Below are 23,228 nucleotides of genomic sequence, written 5' to 3'. Positions count from 1 at the left end.
CGATGAGCATCGAAGAACAACAGCAGGCTGAAGAACCACGGCTCAATAGCACGGAAATCCGCATCCTCGGCGCGCTGGTCGAAAAACAGGCCACCAACCCTGAGACCTACCCGCTGACGCTCAACGCCCTGGTACTGGCCTGCAACCAGAAAACCAGCCGCGAACCGGTGATGAACCTCAACCCGGGCCAGGTCGGCCAGAGCCTGCGGGCGTTGGAAGGTCGCGGCTTTACCAAACTGGTGATGGGCAGCCGCGCCGACCGCTGGGAACATCGGGTCGACAAAGCCCTGGAGCTGGTGCCAGCCCAGGTGGTCCTGATGGGCCTGCTGTTCCTGCGTGGCCCGCAAACAGTCAATGAGCTACTAACCCGCAGCGGTCGGATGCACGACTTCGAAGACGCCGAACAAGTGGTGCACCAGCTTGAGCGCCTGATTGCCCGGGGACTGGCGCTGCTGGTGCCACGCCAGGCCGGCCAGCGCGAAGACCGCTATGTGCACGCCATGGGCGATCCGGCGGACATCGAAGCGATTCTCGCCGCCCGCCAGCACCCATTGGAGCGTGGAGCCGGTGGCGCTGTCTCGCTGGAGCGCATCGAAGAACTCGAAGCCCGGATCGCAGCCCTGGAAGAACGCCTGTCGCGGCTGGAATAGCAGTGCCTACGCCGACCGGGCGAAGGTCACGGCTTTTTCAAATTGCTCCAGGTTGGGCCGCACGCCGGTGTACAGCACGAACTGTTCCAGGGCCTGGATCGCAATGACTTCCAGCCCGGTGATGACCCGCTTGCCTTCGGCGCGGGCGCGCACGATCAGTGGCGTTTCCGACGGGATCGCCACGACATCGAACACAGTCTCGGCCGCGACGATGGTCTCAGGCTCAAACGCCAACTGATCGGCCTCCAGGCCGCCAGTCATGCCGATCGGCGTGACGTTGATCAGCATCTGCGGCCGCCGGGTACCCAGGTCAGCTTGCCATTCATATCCCAGGGACTCGGCCAGGGCTCGCCCCGCGGCTTCATTGCGGGCAACGATCAGCCCGTTCTGGTAACCCCCATCGCGCAAGGCACTGGCCACAGCCTTGGCCATGCCGCCGCTGCCGCGCAAGGCAAAGGTCGAGTCCTTGGGCACCGCGTGGCTTTGTAACAACTGGGCGATGGCAATGTAGTCGGTGTTGTAGGCCTTCAGATGGCCGTTGGTATTGACGATCGTATTGATCGACTGGATCGCGGCGGCGGAAGGATCCAGCTCATCCACTAGGGCAATGCAGGCTTCCTTGAACGGCATCGACACACCGCATCCACGAATCCCCAGGGCACGGATACCGCCCACGGCTCCAGGCAAATCCTGGCTGCTAAACGCCTTGTAATAGAAATTCAGGCCCAATTGTTCATACAGGTGATTATGAAAACGCAGGCCGAAGTTTCCGGGACGCCCCGAGAGCGACATGCACAGTTGGGTGTCTTTGTTGGGATTGATCTGCATGCGTGTCTCCTTGCATTCACTTTCGGACAGATGGAAGGGCCGTCGCGAAAGGTCTATTCGATGATGATACCGCCAGGCCCGGCCCTATCTCAGGCCACAGGATGACCCGGCGCGGTCAATAAAAGCGCTACAGACCTTACACAATATTTACCCAACGGCGTTGCAAATCCTGAGAAAATCGCTGTCATAGCAAGTATCCCCGCGACCCTCATCGGGTCTGTTGCAGACCACAGGCGCCGGGGCCGAAACGAGGAACAGCCATGAATCGTAGACTTCCCATCATCGCCCTGCTCATGGGGGCACTCGCGGTCACCGGCCAGGCATCCGCCCACGGTCGTGGTGGTTGGGAGGGGCCCGCCGTTTTTGGTGCCATCGTCGGTTCGGCCATCGTTGGCTCAGCCATCATCAACCGTGATCGGCCGGTGTATGTGCAGCAACCGGTCTATGTCCAGCCGCAGCCGGTCTACTACCAGGCCCCGCCACCGGTCTACTACCAGCCGCAGCCGGTGTATGTAGAGCGACCGATCTACTATCGCCCGGCACCCGTGTATTACGGGCCACCACGGGGCTATTACTACGGCCCACCCCGGGGTCATTACGGCCGCTGGTAACCGGCTCCCGGGCGGCACAAAAAAGCCTGTGATCATTGATCCCAGGCTTTTTCGTGTCCACTGGATAACCCCTGTGGCGAGGGAGCTTGCTCCCGCTGGGCTGCGCAGCAGTCCTAAAACAGGGCCGCTTCGCGTCCAGCGGGAGCAAGCTCCCTCGCCACAGGGAATTGTCAGACGTGCTCGCTGCTTTTCAGACGGATCGGCGCATGCTCCGCCGCCCCGTGAACAGGCTCAGCCACCACGGGAATCTCGTTGCCATCGCAGTCGTGCAGCTTGCCATCGCTGAAGTAATCACCTTCACGTAGCGCTGCCAGGTCCTGATAGCGCAACACTCGCTCGGTGCCGGCGGCGAAAACCGACTGCTGGTCGGAGTTACCGGCGGTGAAGTGGTTGAACGCCAGGTTCAGCGCGATCGCCATGATCGCCGAAGAACTGATGCCCGAATGGAAAATGGTCGCGAACCAGCTCGGGAAATGGTCATAGAAATTCGGTGCGGCGATGGGAATCATGCCAAAACCAATGGAGGTGGCGACGATGATCAGGTTGACGTTATTCCGGTAATCGACTTTGGACAGCGTGCGGATGCCACTGGCAGCCACGGTGCCGAACAGCACGATACCGGCACCGCCCAGTACCGAGGTCGGCACCGCCGCGATCACCCGGCCCATGAACGGCAGCAGCCCGAGCACCACCAAGAAGACCCCGCCGGTCGCCACCACGAAACGGCTTTTGATCCCGGTCACCGCCACCAGCCCGACGTTCTGGGCAAACGCACTCTGGGTGAAGGAGCCAAAGATCGGCGCGATCATGCTCGACAGCATGTCAGCCCGCAAGCCGTTACCCAGGCGCCTGGAGTCGACCTTGGTGTCGATGATCTCGCCCACCGCCAGGATGTCGGCAGAGGTTTCCACCAGGGTCACCATGATCACGATGCACATCGACAGGATCGCGGCGATGTGGAAAGTCGGCATGCCGAAATGGAACGGTGTCGGGAAGCCGAACATCGGGCCTTGGCTGACCGATGAAAAGTCCGCCATGCCAAGGAACACGGCGATGACGGTACCAATGACCATCGCCAACAGAATCGACAACCGGGAGATGGTTGCGCTGCCCATTTTGCTCAGCAATAGCACCAGCACCAGGGTCACCGCCGCCAGGCCGATATTGGCCATGCTGCCAAAATCAGCGGCATGGCTGTTGCCACCCATGGCCCAGCGCGCCGCTACCGGCATCAGGGTCAGGCCGATGGTGGTGATCACGATGCCGGTGACCAACGGCGGAAAGAACCGGGTAATGCGCGAAAACACCGGGGTAATCAGCAAACCAATCAGCGACGCGGCGATCACCGCGCCCAGGATGGCTTGAAAGCCGCCTTCCCCGCCGCTGCCGACAATCGCCACCATGGTCGCCACGCCCGAGAACGATACGCCCTGCACCAAGGGCAATTGACAGCCAAAAAACGGCAGGCCGAGGGTTTGCAGCAACGTTGCCATGCCCCCCGCGAACAATGACGCGGCAATCAACAGACCGATGTCCGCGGGCGAGAGCCCGGCCGCCTGGCCGATGATCAACGGCACGGCGACGATGCCGCCGTACATGGTCAACACATGTTGCAGGCCGTAAGCCATATTCGCGCCGACGCCAAGGTTTTCGTCCTCGGGCCGTGGGAGTGAAACATGGGGCGTTTTCATGGTTCGGGGATTCCCTGTTTTTTGTTATGGGCACACTGTATTCAAAATTCAGGACAAATGTCCATATAGTTGTATACAACTTGTTGCCCTACCCAGGAACAGGTACCCCGGCCAACAGCCTTCTTATGGCTGGAGCACCTTCACAATCGCCGGTCGCAACAGCTCGCGCGGCGGTACGCGCAGGCCAAACTCTTGTTCGAGCAAGTCAATCAACTCATCGGCATCGGCGATCACCCGGCGTTCGCTCTGCTGCCCTATCCGGTGCACCGCGTAGCTGTTGCCGTTCAAGGTCTTGCGCAACCCTTCACCGGTGCGTGCAACCATCAACCGGCCCATGAACGGGGATTCCGGGTGGCTGCTGACGTACCAATTACCGAGGGTGTAGTCGATGTCTTCCTGGCGTTGCAGATCGAACAGATACATTGGCCGCCATTCGTCGTCGACGTTGGCGCGCAGCAGGTAACCGTCCGCATGGGTTTCGATGCGGTACAGCTCATGGGGGGTGGTTTGGGCCTCACGGCTGTCCAGCAGCAACGGCGCAGTGGGCACCATGCCACCAAAGCCGACGTCGGTGATGTAGCGCACGCCGTCTAACGTCACCAGGCTCAACCGGTGGGTCCGGGCAGCCCAAGAGCCTTCAGGCGCGTTCATCACCACGCGCCCGGTGATGCCGCGGGCGTCGAAACCCAACTCCAGCAACAGCGCAAAAAATAGTTGGTTGAGTTCATAGCAATAGCCGCCGCGCCCTTGTTCGAACACTTTTCGTTCGACCGATTCAAGGTCGATGGGCACGGGTTGACGCAGCAACGTCGACAGGGTTTCAAAAGGGAACTCGGCGGTATGGCGCCGTTGCAGTTGACGCAACGTGTCGAGGGTCGGCGCTGGCGGGGTGTCGAAACCCAGGCGCAGCAGATAGCGGGCCGTGTCGCTCAGTTGGAGGTGACTCATGAGGGGTGTCCTTTTCCAGGGTCGGCGCTACGCTCACGACAAGCGCACCGGTGTTGGGCGCCAGGTATAAGGCATTCCCCTCACAGAGACAACAATCGACCGGGATGCCTCGCCTGGTCACCGCCGCTTGCGTGACGCCAGCCGGATCCAGGTGGGCGCGTGGTCGCTGGGGTGGGGTTGGTTCCGGACCCAGGCGTCCACGCCGGCCTCGCTCAGGTACGCGCTGGCCGTCGGGTTGAGTAGCAGGTGATCGATGCGCAGCCCGGAGTTTTTCTGCCAGTGCTGACGGAAATAGTCCCAGAAAGTGTAGACCCGCTCATCTGGATACAGGTGGCGCAACGAATCGGTCCAGCCCTGGTCCAGCAGTCGCTGGTAGCACGCGCGGCTTTCTGGCTGCAACAGCGCATCCTTGAGCCAGGAGCGCGGGTTGTAAATGTCCATGTCGGTGGGAACTACGTTGTAGTCACCGGCCAGCACCACAGGGTGATCGCTGGCCTGCAACCCTTGGGCGTAGTCGATCAGCCGTTCGAACCACGCCAGTTTGTAGTCGAACTTGGGACCCGGCTGCGGATTGCCGTTGGGCAGGTACAGGCAGCCCACCAGCACGCCATGCACCGCCGCCTCCAGATAGCGACTGTGGCTGTCGTCATCCCCACCAGGCAGGCCTCGGCGGCTCTCCAGCGGCTGCGCGTCACGGGCCAGGATCGCGACGCCGTTCCAGGACGCCTGCCCATGCCAGATCGCCCCGTACCCCACCGACTCCAGTTCCGCCGCCGGGAAATCATTGTCCACGGCCTTGAGCTCCTGCAAACAGGCAATGTCGGGTTTTTCCCGCTCCAGCCATTCCAGCAGGTTGGGCAGCCGGGCCCGGATGCCATTGATATTGAAGGTCGCGATCCGAAGGTTTTTCATAGCGCCAGAACTCGAAATGCCCAGTCACAGTTGTGACCGACAACCGGACTGGGTGGTTGCAACAGGTTTTCAGGAACCCGTTTTCGGCAGGGGCAGGCCACTCTCCAATAAGCGTGCAAAGGCTTGCTTGTCGATCGGCCGGCTGAGGAAATAACCCTGCACCTCGTGGCACTGGTCCGAGCCCAGTGAGCCGAGCTGGGCCAGGGTTTCCACGCCCTCGGCAGTCACCGTCAGCCCCATGGCCTTGCCCAGGTTGATGATCGCCTGCACCACGGCGCGGTCATTGCTGCTGTTGCTCATCGAAGCAATGAAGCGCTTGTCGATCTTGATGCCATCGAATGGATAGGTGCGCAGATAACCGAGGGACGAATAACCGGTACCGAAATCGTCCATGTTCAAGCGCACGCCCAGTTCCTTCAGGGCATTCATGACCTGCAGGGCGCCATCAACGTCATTGAGCATCACGTTTTCAGTGATCTCCAGTTCCAGGCGACTCGCCGGGAACGGGTTTCGATCAACACCTGTCGCACATCCTCCACCACATCGCTGCGCTCAAACTGCGCCGGTGACAGGTTGACCGAAACCATCAATTCTCCTGGCCAGGTCAGTGCGGTTTCGCAGGCCTCGCGCAATACCCATCGCGAAAGCGGGACAATCAGGTCGGTTTGCTCGGCCAATGGAATAAAGGCGTCGGGGCTCAACAAGCCTTGGGGCGGATGCTGCCAGCGAACCAACGCCTCGACCGCCACGATCTCCCGACCATCGACGGTGTAGCGCGGCTGGAAATGCAGGACGAATTCGTTTTTCTTCACCGCCTGACGCAGGTCGCTCTCCAGTTGGCGACGATGCTGGATCTGATCGTTCATCTGCGAAGCGAAATAGCACCAGGTTTTCTTGCCCTCGGACTTGGCCTGGTACAAGGCAATGTCGGCGCAGCGGATCAGTTCTCCGGGTATATAACCCTGGCGGCGGCTGACAGCGATGCCAATGCTCGCGCCGATGTGCAACGAATGGGTTTCGTAGAGGATCGGCTGCTGCAGGCTGTCGATCAGCCGCTCACAGAATCGATCGATCTCCGTGGTGTGCTCCATCCCGTTGAGCACTACCACGAACTCGTCCCCTCCCAGGCGCGCCACCAGGTCTTGCTCGCGGGTGCAGTCGCGCAGTCGCTGGGCCACTTCCAGCAACACCGCGTCGCCGGCCGGGTGGCCGAGAGAGTCGTTGATCGGCTTGAAGTTGTCCAGGTCGACCATCAGCAAGGTCAGCGGCGCGGAATGCTCCTTGGCCACCAGCGCATCATCGAGGTGTCGCGCCAGCTTGTTACGGTTCGGCAGGCCGGTCAGTGCATCATGCATCGACAGGTGCTGGACCTGGGCATGGACCGCCACTTCATCGGTGATGTCACTGGCGGTGCCGCGATAGCCCACCACCTGAGCCTTGTTAAAGATCGGGCGTGCCGATACACGGCAGAAACGCAATTGCCCGGAATGATCACGGTAGGAACAGCGCAAGTTGCTGGCGTTCTGTTCCTCCGTCAACTTGCCCAGCCAGAGGGCAATCGGCGTGGTGTCGCAATACAGCAGTTGTTCGATGTCCTGCCCCAGCCATTGCTGGTCGGAAAACCCGGTGACCGTATTGAAACGCCCCGACAGGTAAGTGATGCGTTGCTGCCCATCGATTTCCCAAATCCAGTCGGAAGCCGCCTCGGCCACGGCCCGGAAGCGCTCTTCGCTGGCCTCCAGGGCATGCGCCGACTGTTCCAGGCTGTCGTAACTGGCGTCCACATGCCGTGCCGTGCGCAACGCATAGCGAGAAAAGTAAGCGGTCAGCAGTGCCAGAATCAGCAACGCGCCACCCAGCGGCGGCAACAGGGACCAGAGCAATTGCTGGCCCGGCCGCTCCAGGCGAGACACCAGGCTGAAACCGGTACTGTCCAGCAACACGGCCGGCTGGCCGGGCTCAAGCTCGGTGTCTTTCTTGAGATTCAAGTCGGTGAGGCCATAACTCTTGCCCAACTTGCGCAGCTTGACCGGCGTCAGTTGGTCGACGAACAGCAAGACCGAGGTGCCTTTGGACTCGACCTGGGGCCGTTCGTCGTTGGGCAGGATCACCGAAGCCGTCATGATGGCCGGCCAGCCCTCGAACAAGGTGTAGCGGGTCATGGACATCGTCAGGTCGGGCTGCGCCTGGAACTGGTCGACCAGGTCCGTCAGCGATGCATTCATATACATCGCGGCATCACCTTGGACATTGCGCCCGCGCACCACGGCATATTTGGTGCGTTGCCGATCAATGACAAACACACCCTCGTATTCATCATTGGTGAACAGGGTCTTGCCCATGTTCTGTTCGGCGTAGGCCCATTGCACATCGACTTCACCGTTGAGGCGCTCGTAGCCCGTGGTCCAGTAGGCATAACTGGCAATGTAGTTTTTCGAAGCGGTAATGCGATTTTCGAGGGCACGCTCGATATAAAAATGCGTCTTGCGCACATCCTCCGCGTCCAGCTTTTGCGCAATATTGAACAACGCGGCAACCGCCACCAGAACGCCCAGGACAAATAGTGCCCCGACCGCCACCACCAGGCGACGGGTAATCGGTGTGTGACGCGCAGTGTTTGAAGGGGGATCGGCAGCGGAATCCATTGATCTGCTCCTGTCCTGTCAACGCTGGCTCCGATCGAGAACGGTGAGGATCCGCGGCCAGTCATGCTCCCAACCTTAGCACCCGCTGCCTGATCATTTGGCGAGCCCACGGTTTTTTGCGAAAGAACCTACACACCTCGTCTATGGCACCAGCGCAGTGTCTGAACAATGGACCGTGGCACGTTGCCGATGATTCCAACCGATCTCAACGATCCGAGCGCGCCAGTGTATCGAGCCCACCTTCCGTCGATAGCACCGCCACACGGTTGCGGCCGCTGTACTTGGCCTGGTAAAGCGCCGCATCGGCCCGCTGGATGAAGACTTCGATGCTGTCCAGGCTGCTGGGCACAAAGGCATAGCAGCCCAGGCTCACCGTGAGGTAACCGGTCGGAGAGCCGGAATGGATGATGTGCTTGTCGATGACGCTGCGGCGGATCTGTTCGGCCAACGCCATGGCCCCCGAAAGATTGGTGTCGGGCAACAAAACCGCAAACTCTTCGCCGCCATACCGCACCGCCAGATCGGCCTTGCGATGGCAACAGCCCTTGAGCACCTTGGCCACTTCCGCCAGGCAATGGTCCCCGGCCACGTGCCCATAGGCGTCGTTGTAGCGCTTGAAGAAATCGATATCGAGCATGATCAGGCTCAAGGGACTGCGCTGACGGGCGCCCCGCCCGAATTCGACGTCCAAGGCCCGTTCGAACAGACGCCGGTTCGCCAGCCCGGTGAGGCTGTCATGGGTGGCAATCAGCTCCAACGCTTCCTGAGCCTTGCGCAAGTCAGCCTCGATCCGTTCGCTGTTACGTACCTGGCGCACGAATACCCAGCCGAACAAGCAAATGCCCAGCACCACCAGGCCGACAATCAGACTGGATTGGAAAGCCCTGTCATACCACCCCAACAGGATCGCTTCTTCGGACACCGCGGCACTGACCACCAGCGGATAAGCCTGTAAATGTTGGTGCCCATACAGCCTGACGACGCCATCGATGGCTGATCGGATGATTGCATCGCTGGCCATCACGCTTGCCGCGTCATGCTTGAAGATATTCTCTTCACCCAGCGGATGACCGATTCGCGCCTGATCGAAAGGGCGACGCGCCAACAGTGTCCCGTCAGACAAGGCCAGGGCCATCTCGCCTTGATCATCCAGACTGAAGCTCCTGAAAAATCGGTCGAAGTACGACATTTTGATGCCGGCCATCAACACGCCTTGGAAGTTGCCATCCTGATCGTTCAAACGTCGGGAAACGGGAATGATCCACTCGCCGTTTTGCCGGCTGCGGATTGCCGGGCCGATATGAGCGATCAAGGAGGCATTCTGTTCGTGGAAAGTAAAATACTCCCGATCCGCCACCCCTGCGCCCCTGTGCAGGTTGTCAAAAGAGGTCACCACCCAGTGGCCGTGCTTGTCGAACAGGAACAGGCCATGCAACTGCTCAAGCGATTGCACACGTCGGGCAAAGGTTTGCTGCAAGCGCGGCTGTACGGCGGGACCATAGCCATCGACCTGGATCCAATCCGCCAGGCTGGCCAACACCAGATCAGCTTGGAGAAAGGTGTCCTGGGCCTGCTGGGCCATGGCCCGGGTAAGGGTCGCCGAAGCGACGCGGGCCGACTCCAGATCGTGGCTGCGGGACTGTTCCAGCTGCAGGTAAAGCAAACCGCACAAGCACAGGCACACCGCCGCGATAAACGTCACCGCTGCCTTGAGCAACGGCAGGCGCTTCAAGGCACCGCCAGGGGCATGGAAAGGATCGAGAATAGGGATAGGCAAGCGAATTCCTGAAGGGGGCAAAACATGAGCGAATTCGCTCAAAGCCCCCAATATTCGTGAGCTTAGCCTACCGCTTGTGAGGCGGCAATTTGCCTGTGCAGCAGAGCCGATGGGTGGCTGCAGTGGATCCAAAAAACCGCCTGCCAGCCGATAAAAATGCCCTCTTCAGAACGAAGAAATTCCCCGTGGCGAGGGGATTTATCCCCGCTGGGCTGCGCAGCAGTCCTAAAGCAGTGAACTCAATCTTCCTGGCACACCGAGTTGCCTGGTTTTTGGGGGCCGCTGCGCGCCCGACGGGGATAAATCCCCTCGCCACAGGCCAGGTTTTTGGCTCTCACCGTACCGGGGGCACCCGGATCTCCCCGGCCCGGCATTGTGTCCTGACGCCCCTGCCACACGCGGCGAACGCCAGGTCCTTGTCCATGCACACTCGCACTTCCGACAATTGAGGTCCGCTGCAAATCACCGCAATGCCGTCGGACGCAATGCCTGGATTGCTTTGGCGGAACAGCCGGATGATTTCATCAGCCTCGAAATAATACGAGGAGTTGAGCGGTTGCAGCTGCGGTGGGATTTTCACCGCGCCCAAGGCTTTGTCGGCAACCTCCAGGTAGCCCATGGCGCTCAGGCCACTGCAAGTGCCGTGCTTGGACCATTCATGCGCCATCAACTTGCGGGTGGGAAACAAGGTCAGGCCCTTCTGCTGCTCCGCTGCCGTCAACGGCACCTGGGGCGCACAGGATTGCGGCCAGCCGCCCCGGGTGTATTGCGGCCAGAGGCCATGGAGCACAAAGCCGTAGCCCTTGCCGGAACACTGCGCATCCTTCTGGTGAGTCAGGCAGAACGTCGGCGACCAGGACAGCGCCAGCAAATAGTAATCGAATACCCCGGCCACGGATTGCGCCCGTGCATTGCCGGATTCGCGGGCATTGGCCGCGCCCATGGAACCCAGTGTCAGTACCATCAGCACGACAATGGCAAGACGTTGTTTCATTGACCCACTCCTTGGGGCGATTGTGCGAAAGCAAGATGATCGGGCGATGATTGTTTCAACCTTGTGTTTCAAATCTCTGAAGGGCTGTTTTTTACAAGCAAACCTTGCCGGGGGGCTATCTAAATTGCGTAACGCCCCATAACGTAGATCGCCTTTGACTTTTACGTGCCCCGTCGCCCATGAGCAAATCGACCCGAACCGATGACGAACAGCCCCTGACCCGACCCGACGCCGTCAGCCTGCGCGTGGCCTTCTGGTTCTGGCTCAAACTAGGCTTCATCAGCTTCGGCGGCCCTGCGGGGCAGATCTCGATCATGCACCAGGAGTTGGTGGAGCGCCGACGCTGGATTTCCGAACGACGATTCCTGCATGCCCTCAATTACTGCATGTTGCTGCCGGGGCCAGAAGCCCAGCAACTGGCCACCTACCTGGGCTGGCTGATGCACCGCGGTTGGGGCGGGATCATCGCCGGGGCATTGTTCGTACTGCCTTCACTGTTCATCCTCATCACCTTGTCCTGGTTGTATGTCGCCTTTGGCGAAGTGCCGGTGGTGGCGGGCATTTTCTACGGCATCAAGCCAGCGGTAACGGCAATCGTGGCGCATGCCGCCCACCGGATCGGCTCCCGCGCACTCAAGAACAATTGGCTGTGGGCGATCGCTGCGGCGTCGTTCACCGCGATATTCGCCTTCAACGTGCCCTTCCCGCTGATCGTGCTGGGTGCCGCCGTCATCGGTTACCTGGGGGGTCGCTGGGTACCGGAAAAATTCAGCCTGGGCGGCCACGATGACAAGCACCAATCCTTCGGCCCGGCATTGATCGACGATGACACCCCGCCCCCGGAGCACGTCCGGTTCAGCGCTTTCAGGCTCGCCCGGCTGTCGATCATCGGTGCCCTGCTGTGGGCGTTGCCAATGGGCCTGCTGACCGCGGTGTTCGGCTGGGAAGGCACGCTGACGCAAATGGCCTGGTTTTTCACCAAGGCTGCATTGTTGACGTTCGGCGGTGCCTATGCGGTTTTACCCTACGTGTACCAGGGTGCCGTCGGCCACTTCGGCTGGCTGACACCGACACAAATGATCGACGGCCTGGCCCTGGGCGAAACCACGCCCGGGCCGCTGATCATGGTCGTGGCCTTCGTCGGTTTCGTCGGAGGCTACGTGATGCAGGTGTTCGGTCCCGAACAGGCGTTTCTCGCCGGGGCCGTCGCGGCCACGCTGGTGACCTGGTTCACGTTCCTGCCCTCATTCCTGTTCATCCTGGCCGGCGGCCCGTTGGTGGAGTCGACGCACAACGCGCTGAAATTCACCGCGCCGCTGACTGCGATCACCGCGGCGGTGGTCGGGGTGATCCTCAACCTGGCGTGCTTCTTCGGTTACCACGTACTCTGGCCCAATGGTTTTGCAGGTGCCCTGGACTGGCCGTCGGCAATCATCGCAATCGCAGCGGCCGTTGCGCTGTTTCGCTACAAGCTGGGGGTGATCCAGGTGTTGATCGCGTGCGGGCTGGCTGGGCTGGCGGTGCACTTGCTGCGCTAGACGAGACGTTTGCCCAGGTAGGTCGCCGAAGCCGGGCACAAGGTTTTGAATTGGGCCGTCGCACCGATCGAAGCAGGCGCCAGCGATCGGTCCCGCGCCTGATAGCCCTGGCTGGTAAAAAACGCGGCGGCACTGTCAGTCAGCAGATGGAGCTGCTCTACACCCTCACGTTTTGCAAACGCCTCGATAGCGGCCAACACCGCCGCGCCAACGCCCTTCCCCCGCTGCCCCTCGAGGACAACCAGCGAGCGCAGCAACCGGTCAGCCCCCTCCCCCTCGATGCCACCAAACGCCACAACAACATCTTGGTCGCTGAAGCTGAAGAACTGTCGACCGGGATACGCCAGATCGTCGATGGGTAGACCGGCCAGGGTGAGCGCATCGCGCAAAGGTCCCAGGTCGTTGTTGCTCAGTATTCTCATGTGCATGACTTGCTCCTCGTAAATTGTTCCGGTGATCGTCATCGCACCGAAACTCAACAACACACCACCCCATGACCCAGCGCAAATGAACCCCCCAGCCCATCAGCTAAGCTCAACCTATCATCACGACAGGGAATCGACATGAGCAAGGCAGACGAGCTAGCGGCCAAACTGAGGAAAACCCAGCAAACCCGCGCGGATACCGACAATTGCGCCGACCTGGCGATCGAACACTGGCCCGCCCAGGTCTACGAACTGTATCGCCAGATCGAAATCTGGCTGGCGCCCGTGTGCGAGGCCGGCCTGGACATTCGGCGCAACCCCACCCATGTATTTGAAAGTCATTCCAGCGGTTCGACGTACAGCTACGCCATCGATCAACTGGTGATCGAAGGCAATCATCACCGCATTTCATTCGACCCCATTGCACGTTTCTCGTCCAAGGGAGAGGGATGTATTGAAGTTCATATGAAGGGGCAGGAACACTGCATCGTACGCAAACTTGGCGAACATGGTGAATCGCTCTGGCATATCCAGGCACTGCGCCTGAGCGAACAACCGCGTCCAGAACCCGCCATGCTGGACGAGGACACCTTGCTCGCGCTGGTAGAGCAAGGCCTGGGGCTTTAACGCAAATGGGCGACCCTTGAGGTCGCCCTTTCAACGGTCTTTGGCTTTGCGTCCGCGCGAGGTCCCCTTCACAGGCACGCTGTTGCCATATTCCGCCCCAGGTCGTCAACGCCTCCATCGTCGGCCCAAGCCCTCGGGTCTTTGCGTGATTTCGTATTCCACCCGCGGCGGCACTTCTGCGAACACAGCGCGAGACACCAGGCCATCTCTTTCCAGTTAGCGAAGTTGCGCCGTCAACATGTATTGCGTGATGCCGGGAATGGCCTTTCGCAGTTCCCCAAAGCGGTAGATCCGTTGATTGAGCAGGCTGCGGTTGAACGAAGCAAAACGCTTGATGCTCAATGAGCACGTGGACGTGGCGAGTGCGGCCTTCAAGGTGGGTTATGAAAGCCCTTCCCAGTTCAGCCGCGAATACGCCCGTTTGTTTGGTGTGCCGCCCAAGCGGGACATTGCGGCGTTGCGTGGGCCGGCCAACCACACCAAGGTGGTTTGATAGATTCAGGTTTGACTTATTGTGGCCTGACTCATTGTGGCGAGGGAGCTTGCTCCCGCTGGGCTGCGTAGCAGCCCCTTTTGTGAGCGCTTCGCACTCAAGCGGGAGCAAGCTCCCTCGCCACAAGAGCCAAATTTCAACCGTCAGATAGCAGCAACATCCATCGACATTTTCAGAACGCTCATCGGCTTGTCAGCCCTCTGCGCCAACGTCACACACCTCAACGCCAGAATCATCGTCGGATCAACCAGCGCCACCCTGTGCCCATTGATATCGAACGCATCGCAATGCGCCAGCACCAGCGGCAACTCCGTACACCCCAGGATCAACACCCCGGCCCCCAGCTCACACAGATGCTCGGCCGCCAGCAACAGTTGCTCCTTGCAGAGCCCTTGTGTGAAGCCGGCCTTGATACCCCGCGGTCCGTAGATGGCGTCCATGACCATCGCCTGGTAATCGACACCTGGCGTGAGGACCTGGAGCCCGGCATGGCGCGCCGCCTGGTGATAGACCTGACTCTGCACCGTACCGGAAGTCGCCAGCAGGCCAATCGCCTTGCCCGAACCATAGGTCCGCGCGATCCACTCCACCGTCTCACTCAACATGTTCACGATAGGCACCCTCAGGTGGGCCTGGATCCGCTCGACGAAGGCATGGGCGGTGTTGCAGGGAATCGCAATGGCATTGGCGCCAGCACTTTCGAGACGTTTGCAGGTGGCATACATCGCCATCGTCGGGTCGGTTTCATCACGCAGCAGGCTGGCCGTCCGATCCGGTATCTGCGGGTTTTGCTCGACCACCATCTTGATGTGGTCCTGGTCCTTTCCCGCCGGGGTATTGGCCACCACCTTGGCCATGAAGTCCACTGTGGCGGCAGGCCCGACGCCTCCCACGATGCCCAGCTTGAAAGGTGGGCGCCTGGGCTGCGGGTCCAGTGTCGCGAAGTCGGCGTAGATCTCATTGATGTCCAGCACGGTGATCCCGCGACGCTGCAAATCGGCACAAACCAGGGACAGCTCGGTCATGCCGGGCAGAATCACCGTCGCACCCTGGGTCTGCAATGAGAGACACGCCCGATAGACCGCCTCAAGCGGCACGCCTTCGAGATGACCGTCCTTGATGCCGTTGAGGCCGTACATCGCCTCCATCAACCCCACTTGAGCGTCTGCGTCGGGGTAAACAATCCGGAAGTCTTTCCCAAAATATCGCTCGAACAATCCGCAATGGCGCACGAAGTCGGAGGCGATCACCCCCAACGTCGCCTGGGGCGGCACCGTGTGGCTGACGTGCCGGGTCAAGGCGGCCATCATGTCCAGCACGGGAATGCCCAGTTCCTCCTCGATTTCAGCGCGAAAGGTATGACTGGCGAAGCATGGGAGCATCACCGCATCGAAGCCACTGTCCTCGAACGACTTGCACACCTGGAACACATAAAACTTGCGCGACGTCATGCTCGCGCCCTGGTCCAGCGGCAGCAGCACGTCCTTGAACGGGTGCTGTTCGAACAGGAAATGGTAGCGCCCCTGATCCTCGAGCACCGCCCGGGACTTGACCAACTTGAAGAACAGATCGCCCCCGGCCAGAGACCCAAGCCCACCGACGATGCCCAACTTGCGCACCACAGAAGCCTTGTGACTCGACTTCGCTTTAGCCTTCATGAACGTATCCTCAAGCCACCGGCACCGGCTCGGATCGCGACCGAACCGGGGCACCTGCGCCCTCGTCCTCGTCGGCCTCTTCGTGGGGTTCGGACTTGGCGACAACCGCCGTCGCAATGCTGTTACCCACCACGTTGGTGGCGGTACGGGCCATGTCGAGGAACTGGTCGATGCCGATGATCAACAGCAGCCCCGCCTCGGGAAGATTGAACATCGGCAACGTGGCCGCGACCACAACCACCGAAGCCCGCGCGACACCGGCCATGCCCTTGCTGGTGACCATCAGCGTCAGAAGAATCAGCAACTGCTGCGTGAAACTCAAATCAATGTTGTAGGCCTGGGCGATAAACAGGATGGCGAACGCCTGATACATCATGGAACCGTCGAGGTTGAACGAGTAACCGAGGGGCAACACGAAACTGGACACGCGTTTGGGCGCACCAAATTTCTCCAGTGCCTCGATGGTCTTCGGGTAGGCGGACTCGCTGCTGGCGGTGGAAAAGGCCAGGAGAATCGGTTCGCGGATGAGCTTGCCGAGGTGGAAAACCGAGCGACCAAGGAACAGGTAACCGGCACCGAACAGCAGCGCCCAGAGAATCAGGATTCCCAGGTAGAACTCAGCAATCAGCTTGCCGTAATCCACCAGCAGGCCAAGCCCCTGGGTGGTAATGGCCGAGGCGATCGCGGCAAACACCCCAATCGGCGCAAACGCCATCACGTAGTCGGTGATCTTGAACATCACCTTCGCCAGTTCTTCGATGCAATCGGTGATCCGGGTGTAACCCGCCCGTTTCACGCCGGCCAGTGCAAAGCCGAAGAACAGCGAGAACACCACGATCTGCAGGATCTCGTTGTTGGCCATCGCTTCGGCAATGCTGCGCGGAAACACATGACCGATGAACGCCTTGAGACTGAAGTCGCCGGTGTTGACCGGCACGGCCGCCGTTGCGTGCTGGGCCACGTCCATGTTCAGCCCGGCACCGGGTTGAAACAGGTTGACCAGCCCCATGCCGATCAGCAGCGAGACGACCGAGGCGGTGACAAACCAGGCCATCGCCCGGGCCCCGATCCTGCCGACGGAACGGGAACTACCCATGCTAGCGATACCCCCGACCAGCGTCGCAAAAACCAGCGGCGCGATGATCATCTTGATCATGCGCAGGAAAATATCAGTAACCATCGAGAAGTAACTGGCGATCTCTTTGGCACTTTGCTCGCTCCCTGCGAAATAGTGACACGCCCAACCAACAAGTACGCCCAGGGCAATGCCCATGGCAATTCGACGTGGGAGCTTGTTCTTCACGGTGCTGTCCTCAAGTAGTTCTTGGAGTTTTTTTACTTGGCAGGATCGATTCTAAGGAGCCGATTCGCAGAGATGATGAGTAATCCAGCTAACCCCATGCGCTTTTGGAATAGTTAGCGAAAGGCCGCGCTATGCCGGGAGATTGCGCAGTAAAATCGCGCTCTCACAGGGGGAGTTTCTCGATATGCAACTCAAATGGCTGGATGATCTTCAGGCGATTGGCGAATGGAAAAACTTCTCCCGCGCCGCCGAGGTTCGTTGCGTGACACAATCGGCCTTGTCCCGGCGTATCCGCTCACTCGAGGAATGGGTGGGCGTCAAGCTGGTGGACCGGGGCACCTACCCTGTCCAGCTCACCCCCGCGGGAGTCACCTTCTGCGATGAAAGCCGAGAGGCCCTCGCCGGACTACTGAGGTTGCGCTCGACACTGCGCGACGTGGAACGAATGCCCGGACGCTCGATCCAGATCACCGCCGGCCACAGCCTGTCGATGACCTTCCTGCCCAAGTGGCTCTCGCAGTTCCAGCAACACAACGAACAGTTCAACGCCCGGGTGGTGGCCGCCAATATTCATGACGCCGTCATTGCACTGGAGGAAGGCAGTTGCGACTTGATGATGGTCTATCACCATCCGCTTGCCCCCATCCTGCTGGACCCCGAGCGTTTTGGCAGCCTGGTGCTCGGCCACGATGCGTTCATCCCCTTGTGCGCGCCCAACCGCAAGGGCGAACCGCTGTTCCGCCTGCCCGGCCGCGCCGGCAAACCGGTGCCTTACCTGGCCTACACGGCAACGACGTTCCTGGGGCGCGTCGCGGACATCGTCATCAACAACGGCCCTGAACCGATCACCCTGGAACGCTGTTATGAAGCGGACATGGCGATGCTACTGATGCGCATGGCCATCGAGGGCTACGGCGTGGCCTGGCTGCCGCAGAGTGCAGTGGCCGACGAGTTGGAGCGTGGACTGTTGGTGCGGGCCGGTAGCGAGCAATGGAGCACGCGATTGGAGATTCGCTCGTACTGTGCGATTGCCAATCGCAACCCAACGATGCGTAAGCTGTGGGAAACCCTGGAAGGCGCTTCGCTGCAGCGACCGGGCAACGCACCCACTACGTCAGAAGGTGCGAACTGATCGGTGGAGGCTACGCGTTCAAGCCGATCCAGCCGTGGATGCCCACGTAGAGACCGACGCCGATGATCAATACACTGGACAAGTAAGGTGCCCGGCGAGCAACGGTGCCCAGCCAAGGCCAGCGATTGGAAGCCTGTCGTGCACCAATGGCCGCCGCAGCCCCCACGGTCACCAGGGTAATCGCCAGGCCGATGCTGAAGCACAGGACCAGCAGGCCACCCAGCGCGACCTCTTTGACTTGCAAGCACAGCAGCAGCACGGTAATGGCCGCGGGGCAAGGAATGAGCCCGCCCGTCAGGCCGAACACGATGATCTGGCCGGTGGTGACCTGCCGATTGGTGAAGCGCTTACGGATATCGTTGGCATGTGCCTGCTCGTGGGCATCCTGATAGCCCTCCAGCGACAGCGCCAGGCCTTTGGGTTCGGGATGCCCGTGGGCATGTTCATGGTGGTGGTGATCGTGATCGTGATCGTGATGATGGTGGTCATGTGCCTGCTCGAACCTGAACATCCGCTCGCCACGCCAGGTACGCCACAGCATCCACAGCGCGATGGCAACGATCAGCGCAGCGGATGCCAGTTGGAAATACGGCTCGGTGGTTTCAGCGTCCAACCCCTGGCCCAGGTACATGCCGCCGAGGGCGACCAGCCACACCACGACGGTGTGGGACAGCGTCGCCGCCAGGCCTAGCAACACTGCCTGTTTGACCGAGCCCCGAATCGCCACGATAAACGCCGCCATCATGGTTTTCGAATGACCAGGCTCCAGGCCATGCAAGGCGCCCAGCAAGATAGCGCTGGGGAAATACAGCCAGGCGTGCGTGCCCCCCTGTTGCAGCAGTTCAGCAAAATTGGGCATGTCGGGCCTAGAGGTACTTGGTGATTTGTTTGAAGGCTTCCAGCGGAGCGCGCTCGCCTTTATTCAACGACGAAACGGTGTCCTCCAGGCAGCGATCGATGTGATCCTGGATCAACGTCCGCTTGGCTTGGCACACCGCTTTCTCCACCGCATGCAACTGCTGGGCGATATCGACGCACTCACGGCCCTCTTCGATCATCGTGATAATGCTGCGCAAATGACCGTCCGCGCGCTTGAGACGCTTGATGATCGCCGCATGGCTTTGGTGGGGATGTTCGTGGTCGTGCTCAGTCATGGTTTGAGCCTTGGGTTTCGATGAATTTACGCTCGCCATCCTATCCCCCCAGGGGGGATATAAGCAAACCCATCGAAACGCAGATCAACCTGTGCGAGCTTGCTCGCGATGACGGCATCACATCCAAACCTTTTTTCATTGGGCGATCTCAGGATTAATTGAAAAAATCCCAGGCATTAGGGCTTCCACACCCTCCGCTGAATCTGCAGCGACGGAGAAAACTTAGCGCACGGGGTGATGGGGTGGATAGTCATCGAGGAGCGACACGTGTTGAGGGAAATTTCCGATGAGGGTGTCCGGCGATGGATTGGGCTGCGCAGCTAGGGGCGACAAGGACAAATCTCGAAACGAATGAGCGCCCAACGGCCTTCACCCGAGCCACAACATAGGCCACGCCTGCGGGATGGGCTATAATCCGCCCACCAGCGCGATTTGAGGTCCAGCCCATGGGCAATGTCAGCCTTGAAACCAAAAAGGCCTATGCCGCCAGGACGCGTAGATCCAACTACGCGGCCAGCCTCCGCCTGGAAGGTTTTAAAACGACCTTCGCGGACGGCGAACGCAAAATGCCAACGCGTGAAGAGGTCTTGAAGGCCTTCACCCAGACCAGAACCTGATGGCTGACAAATATGGAGTCGGCGAGGACGCTTATTGCTATCCCGGCTCCACGGTCCTTCGCAACAAACTCGATATCCGTGACGAACCGACCCTAAGCGAAGCCGAACAACAGCTCTCGGCCATCGCAGCGGACAACGTCGAATTCAGCCCTCCTCCCTACAGCCTGGCCTACCTTCAGAACATTCATCGAATCCTCTTTTCGGACCTGTTCGAATGGGCCGGAGAGCTGCGCACCGTTGGCATGTCCAAACAAGCCACCCGCTTTTGCCAACCCCAGTACATGCAAGCGGAAGCCAACAAGATCTTCATGCACATGGCGACGGCCAACTGGTTCGAGGGCATGGAGCGGGCTGAGCTGATCGTCGCCGTTGCAGAGGCCTATTCCGACATCAACGTCGTACACCCCTTCCGCGAAGGCAACGGTCGTGCGCAACGCATCCTGTTTGAACACCTCATCATGAATGCCGGGTTTGAAATCAGTTGGTGGGGGATTGAGAAGGACGAGTGGATCTTTGCCAACATTGCGGCTTATAACGGCGTCATGGGGCCTATGGAGCAGGTTTTTGAGAAATGTATCGGGCAGGCGATTCAAGCTTGACCGTACAACGTTATTCCCTCGCTCACCGCCTTACGGTTTATTTCGCCAAGTGATACAGTCGCCGTCAATTAACGTCTGCTAAAGAACTGACAATGTACAGGACGAGATCTTTCCCACCCAACAAAAAAGGTCGCGACTTTGTGGTGGGCGACATCCACGGGCATTTCAAACTTCTAACAGCAGCCTTGAACAAACTAGACTTCAACACTGAGCTGGATCGCATCTTTTCCGTGGGAGACCTTATCGACCGCGGCCCCGATTCCATGGACGTATTGAACTGGCTTGAAAAGCCGTGGTTCCATGCCGTGCGCGGCAATCATGAGCAGATGCTTATTGACTGCATCTCCGGCCATGGTGACATACCCCGACATATCCGAAACGGTGGTGCCTGGCTCTACGAGTTACAACTAACCGTCCAGCATGAGCTTTTAAAAGCTTTGCAAGCACTTCCATTGATTATTGAAATCAAATCAGCAAACGATCAAACAATTGGAATAGTCCATGCCGAAGTTCCTGTCATCCGAAGTGACGATGGATGGCAGGAAGCCAAAGACGCTATCACTGGAAATTCTGGGGAGTCACATCAACGGCAAGCCTTGAAGACAGCGCTGTATGCCAGAGAAAAAATCGAGCAAAACGACCACACGCCCATTAAAGGAATAGACCGACTCTATGTTGGTCATTCAACAGTACCCAGCATTATGCGCTTGGGCAATGTCGTATATATCGACACTGGCTGCGCATTTTCCGACGGTGCATTGAGCTTGGTAGACATCCAAACCGAAACCATAATCAGCATAAGCATGGGCCAGTGAGAATGGGGCAGTCTCATTTGCTTTGATCCTCGGTGTGTGTCTGATGCCGTATCGCGCACACGGTGATCGCCTCCAAATTCTCGGCGTATTTCACACTCGACAACGCCCCCGCACCCACTGAAGTCGGCGCAATATTGCTCTCCCAACACGTCCTGCCCTTCCCTGAAAAACTGTGCCATCCGTCTCGCTGATTCAGATTCCCGCCTTCGCCATCCGGCGCCTGCCAGGAACCGTGGCACAGCACGTTGCGCAACTGTGCGGCACATTGCAGGTCCCCGATCAACTGCTCGGGATTATGGACGGGCAATTCATGGTGTTTTCGCAACGCGGTGTCGTACGCAGTGATGAGTCCGCCGAGAGGATCGGACAAGGCCCGCTCATACTGACCCAACCATTTTACGCTTCCTCCAGCTCATCCTGAGCATACTTGCGTGTGGCGATCAGGGCGAAGATAGCTCGGCCCAGTACTTACTCCAAGAAGCCATAGGTGGCAACGGTGCGACCCAACTGCTCCCAGAATTCGTCCGTGTGTCGGTGAGTTGGGTAGTCGGCCGGCAGTTTTTATTGATCGATTCGGTAACGCTTTTGGATCATTGTCTTTCCCTGCGCTGTTAGCCCAGCTCAATAGACCATGAGCCCCGCTTTTGCTGGTTACCGTAGCGCTGGAACCACCTACCATCGTAGAAGCCACTTCCTTCCTGCTGCAGTGTCGCGGTATAGAGATAGTCCTCCTCCTCAATCTCTTGCCGTATTTCGAACTGCCCCTCAGCAACTTGTCGAGCGTGATAGGTCACACGGCTACCAAACTCGTCGACATACTCGATGATCATTGCTTCCTCGCGTACCACCACCTGACAGGGATTAAGCTTTTCACGATCAACCCCATCGGTAGTGTGGTACATGCGTGAATCTGAAAAAATCATAACGAATTCCTATTTTATGGTTTGCCGGCACCGACCACTTTATCCTCAATCCATAGACAGGACACCGTCGGTGAACCCACCAAGAGGTTCGATCAGATGAGCTACTGCCTCCCGGTCACTGCTAAAGCTAGCCCTCCATCACATCTTCAAAACTTGGAAAAGCACTTCGCCAATGAGGGCATCTGGACAGCCTTCAACTGGGGGAGGCATGGGGTCGCATTAAGTAAAACGCGGCACCGCCGATATACGCTTCAGCGTAGTTCGTGAGGAGTGAAAAGGGAATGAGGCGGCCCACTAGGCTCGCCGCGCTTTGTACACGAAGCATGGACCTTAGCTCCACTCGCAGGACGATACTGCAGATTCAGTGACCACCCTCATGTTGGCGCATGGAAGGTAGTCGCTCTTTTCACATGAGAGAGTAACGAAGCATGAAAACTCTGAATAAAATTTTGATCTTAGCGTTCCTTACCCAAGTCACAGCATGCGTAAGCAAGCCTTCAAGTGCATACGACAGTGGATGGACTGAAAATACCAACGAGGACGCATATAGCAGTTGCGGGCGCTATCGATGGGATAACAAGTTCAAGGAACCTGCGGTATTACAAAATCTTGTTGCTTCAGGCGCCCTCACCAGCTCACAAGCACAGCGAGCGGAGAAGCAGGACGTACGCATCGGCGATCCAGAATGCTTAGCCTATGCTGCCTATGGTTTGAATCGAGCCCAAATTGGGTTTCAGAGGAATGAAAAAGGTCAGGTCACTGAAAAAACTGCCACCTACCTTTGCTTCAACAGTGCGCCGACCTGCTCAGGTATCCGTGTTCATTTCGCCGATGGAAAAGTCTCCCGTATCAGCATGGTGAATGAGTAGTCCATTCTGTCGTTCATGA

22 protein-coding genes and 3 pseudogenes are annotated in these 23,228 nt (G+C 59.2%); 10 read left to right on the top strand and 15 right to left on the bottom strand.

Features of this window, described 5'->3' with window-relative positions:
- Positions 1 to 2 precede the first annotated feature (2 nt).
- Positions 3 to 650 (top strand): YceH family protein, encoded by a 648-nt coding sequence (locus BLT00_RS00200; protein WP_092145395.1) that lies wholly within the window; start codon positions 3 to 5, stop codon positions 648 to 650.
- A gap of 6 nt (positions 651 to 656) precedes the next feature.
- Here BLT00_RS00200 and BLT00_RS00195 read toward each other — a convergent pair whose 3' ends face one another.
- Positions 657 to 1,478, bottom strand: a complete 822-nt coding sequence (locus BLT00_RS00195; protein ID WP_092145393.1) for a shikimate 5-dehydrogenase — start codon at positions 1,476 to 1,478, stop codon at positions 657 to 659.
- Between the two features lie 260 nt (positions 1,479 to 1,738).
- Between BLT00_RS00195 and BLT00_RS00190 the strand changes: the two genes are divergently transcribed.
- Positions 1,739 to 2,089: a hypothetical protein gene (locus tag BLT00_RS00190; protein WP_063322141.1), complete on the top strand. Its 351-nt coding sequence runs from the start codon at positions 1,739 to 1,741 to the stop codon at positions 2,087 to 2,089.
- A gap of 170 nt (positions 2,090 to 2,259) precedes the next feature.
- On the opposite strand, the gene BLT00_RS00185 is transcribed toward BLT00_RS00190, so the two are convergent.
- From BLT00_RS00185 to BLT00_RS00160, 6 genes and pseudogenes are all read right to left on the bottom strand, one after another.
- Positions 2,260 to 3,780 carry a nucleobase:cation symporter-2 family protein gene (locus BLT00_RS00185; protein WP_092145391.1) on the bottom strand — a complete coding sequence of 507 codons (1,521 nt, stop codon included), beginning with the start codon at positions 3,778 to 3,780 and terminating at the stop codon, positions 2,260 to 2,262.
- A gap of 123 nt (positions 3,781 to 3,903) precedes the next feature.
- A complete protein-coding gene (locus tag BLT00_RS00180; protein ID WP_092145389.1) occupies positions 3,904 to 4,728 on the bottom strand; it encodes an arylamine N-acetyltransferase family protein in 825 nt (274 codons plus the stop codon).
- A 117-nt stretch (positions 4,729 to 4,845) separates the two neighbouring features.
- The gene (gene xth / locus BLT00_RS00175) at positions 4,846 to 5,640 is read right to left on the bottom strand and encodes an exodeoxyribonuclease III (protein ID WP_092145387.1); all 795 of its coding nucleotides are present in this window, start codon (positions 5,638 to 5,640) and stop codon (positions 4,846 to 4,848) included.
- A 69-nt stretch (positions 5,641 to 5,709) separates the two neighbouring features.
- A pseudogene (locus BLT00_RS00170) lies at positions 5,710 to 8,285 on the bottom strand (EAL domain-containing protein).
- Positions 8,286 to 8,490: 205 nt separating this feature from the next.
- A complete protein-coding gene (locus BLT00_RS00165; RefSeq protein ID WP_092145385.1) occupies positions 8,491 to 10,062 on the bottom strand; it encodes a sensor domain-containing diguanylate cyclase in 1,572 nt (523 codons plus the stop codon).
- A gap of 334 nt (positions 10,063 to 10,396) precedes the next feature.
- A complete protein-coding gene (locus BLT00_RS00160) occupies positions 10,397 to 11,056 on the bottom strand; it encodes a ribonuclease T2 family protein (protein ID WP_092145383.1) in 660 nt (219 codons plus the stop codon).
- 179 nt (positions 11,057 to 11,235) lie between these two features.
- On the opposite strand from BLT00_RS00160, the gene chrA reads away from it, so the two are divergent.
- Complete coding sequence (chrA, locus tag BLT00_RS00155) at positions 11,236 to 12,594, top strand: chromate efflux transporter (RefSeq protein ID WP_092145381.1); 1,359 nt, start codon at positions 11,236 to 11,238, stop codon at positions 12,592 to 12,594.
- Here chrA and arsN2 read toward each other — a convergent pair.
- A complete protein-coding gene (gene arsN2 / locus BLT00_RS00150; RefSeq protein WP_256571493.1) occupies positions 12,591 to 13,058 on the bottom strand; it encodes an arsenic resistance N-acetyltransferase ArsN2 in 468 nt (155 codons plus the stop codon). The two genes, chrA and arsN2, sit on opposite strands and share 4 nt — an antisense overlap.
- Positions 13,059 to 13,157: 99 nt before the next feature.
- Here arsN2 and BLT00_RS00145 point away from each other — a divergent pair, with 99 nt between their 5' ends.
- Positions 13,158 to 13,646 (top strand): hypothetical protein, encoded by a 489-nt coding sequence (locus tag BLT00_RS00145; RefSeq protein WP_092145379.1) that lies wholly within the window; start codon positions 13,158 to 13,160, stop codon positions 13,644 to 13,646.
- Positions 13,647 to 13,676: 30 nt separating this feature from the next.
- Here the strand turns inward: BLT00_RS00145 and BLT00_RS00140 are convergent.
- Positions 13,677 to 13,988: pseudogene (locus tag BLT00_RS00140) on the bottom strand (winged helix-turn-helix transcriptional regulator).
- On the opposite strand from BLT00_RS00140, the pseudogene BLT00_RS00135 reads away from it, so the two are divergent.
- A pseudogene (locus BLT00_RS00135) lies at positions 13,954 to 14,139 on the top strand (helix-turn-helix domain-containing protein); the annotation flags it as partial. The pseudogenes BLT00_RS00140 and BLT00_RS00135 overlap by 35 nt on opposite strands.
- Positions 14,140 to 14,282: 143 nt before the next feature.
- Here the strand turns inward: BLT00_RS00135 and BLT00_RS00130 are convergent.
- Both BLT00_RS00130 and BLT00_RS00125 read right to left on the bottom strand, forming a co-directional pair.
- Positions 14,283 to 15,797, bottom strand: a complete 1,515-nt coding sequence (locus BLT00_RS00130) for a cysteate racemase (RefSeq protein WP_092145375.1) — start codon at positions 15,795 to 15,797, stop codon at positions 14,283 to 14,285.
- Between the two features lie 10 nt (positions 15,798 to 15,807).
- A complete protein-coding gene (locus BLT00_RS00125) occupies positions 15,808 to 17,070 on the bottom strand; it encodes a dicarboxylate/amino acid:cation symporter (protein WP_092145373.1) in 1,263 nt (420 codons plus the stop codon).
- Between the two features lie 214 nt (positions 17,071 to 17,284).
- Between BLT00_RS00125 and BLT00_RS00120 the strand changes: the two genes are divergently transcribed.
- Entirely contained in the window at positions 17,285 to 18,232 is a 948-nt protein-coding gene (locus BLT00_RS00120; RefSeq protein WP_092145371.1) for a LysR substrate-binding domain-containing protein, read from the top strand.
- 10 nt (positions 18,233 to 18,242) lie between these two features.
- On the opposite strand, the gene BLT00_RS00115 is transcribed toward BLT00_RS00120, so the two are convergent.
- Positions 18,243 to 19,091: a nickel/cobalt efflux protein RcnA gene (locus BLT00_RS00115; protein WP_092145369.1), complete on the bottom strand. Its 849-nt coding sequence runs from the start codon at positions 19,089 to 19,091 to the stop codon at positions 18,243 to 18,245.
- A gap of 7 nt (positions 19,092 to 19,098) precedes the next feature.
- Positions 19,099 to 19,386: a metal-sensing transcriptional repressor gene (locus BLT00_RS00110; protein WP_092145368.1), complete on the bottom strand. Its 288-nt coding sequence runs from the start codon at positions 19,384 to 19,386 to the stop codon at positions 19,099 to 19,101.
- A 446-nt stretch (positions 19,387 to 19,832) separates the two neighbouring features.
- Here BLT00_RS00110 and BLT00_RS00105 point away from each other — a divergent pair, with 446 nt between their 5' ends.
- From BLT00_RS00105 to BLT00_RS00095, 3 genes are all read left to right on the top strand, one after another.
- Positions 19,833 to 20,003, top strand: coding sequence for a YhfG family protein (locus BLT00_RS00105; protein ID WP_003199786.1), 171 nt, complete (start codon positions 19,833 to 19,835; stop codon positions 20,001 to 20,003).
- Complete coding sequence (locus tag BLT00_RS00100; RefSeq protein WP_092145366.1) at positions 20,003 to 20,602, top strand: putative adenosine monophosphate-protein transferase Fic; 600 nt, start codon at positions 20,003 to 20,005, stop codon at positions 20,600 to 20,602. The genes BLT00_RS00105 and BLT00_RS00100 overlap by 1 nt, the downstream gene beginning before the upstream one ends.
- Positions 20,603 to 20,694: 92 nt before the next feature.
- The gene (locus BLT00_RS00095; protein WP_092145364.1) at positions 20,695 to 21,417 is read left to right on the top strand and encodes a metallophosphoesterase; all 723 of its coding nucleotides are present in this window, start codon (positions 20,695 to 20,697) and stop codon (positions 21,415 to 21,417) included.
- A gap of 13 nt (positions 21,418 to 21,430) precedes the next feature.
- On the opposite strand, the gene BLT00_RS31735 is transcribed toward BLT00_RS00095, so the two are convergent.
- Together BLT00_RS31735 and BLT00_RS00085 are read right to left on the bottom strand one after the other, a co-directional pair.
- Positions 21,431 to 21,787 (bottom strand): hypothetical protein, encoded by a 357-nt coding sequence (locus BLT00_RS31735; protein WP_158265812.1) that lies wholly within the window; start codon positions 21,785 to 21,787, stop codon positions 21,431 to 21,433.
- A gap of 241 nt (positions 21,788 to 22,028) precedes the next feature.
- Positions 22,029 to 22,340, bottom strand: a complete 312-nt coding sequence (locus BLT00_RS00085) for a hypothetical protein (protein WP_092145360.1) — start codon at positions 22,338 to 22,340, stop codon at positions 22,029 to 22,031.
- Positions 22,341 to 22,768: 428 nt separating this feature from the next.
- Between BLT00_RS00085 and BLT00_RS30630 the strand changes: the two genes are divergently transcribed.
- Complete coding sequence (locus BLT00_RS30630) at positions 22,769 to 23,209, top strand: hypothetical protein (RefSeq protein WP_139197630.1); 441 nt, start codon at positions 22,769 to 22,771, stop codon at positions 23,207 to 23,209.
- The last annotated feature ends 19 nt before the right edge of the window (positions 23,210 to 23,228 follow it).

It is taken from the genome of Pseudomonas sp. NFACC51, from assembly GCF_900103575.1.
In the GTDB taxonomy this organism is placed as follows: Bacteria; Pseudomonadota; Gammaproteobacteria; order Pseudomonadales; family Pseudomonadaceae; genus Aquipseudomonas; species Aquipseudomonas fluorescens_Q.
This window is presented reverse-complemented; position numbering and strand designations above follow the sequence as displayed.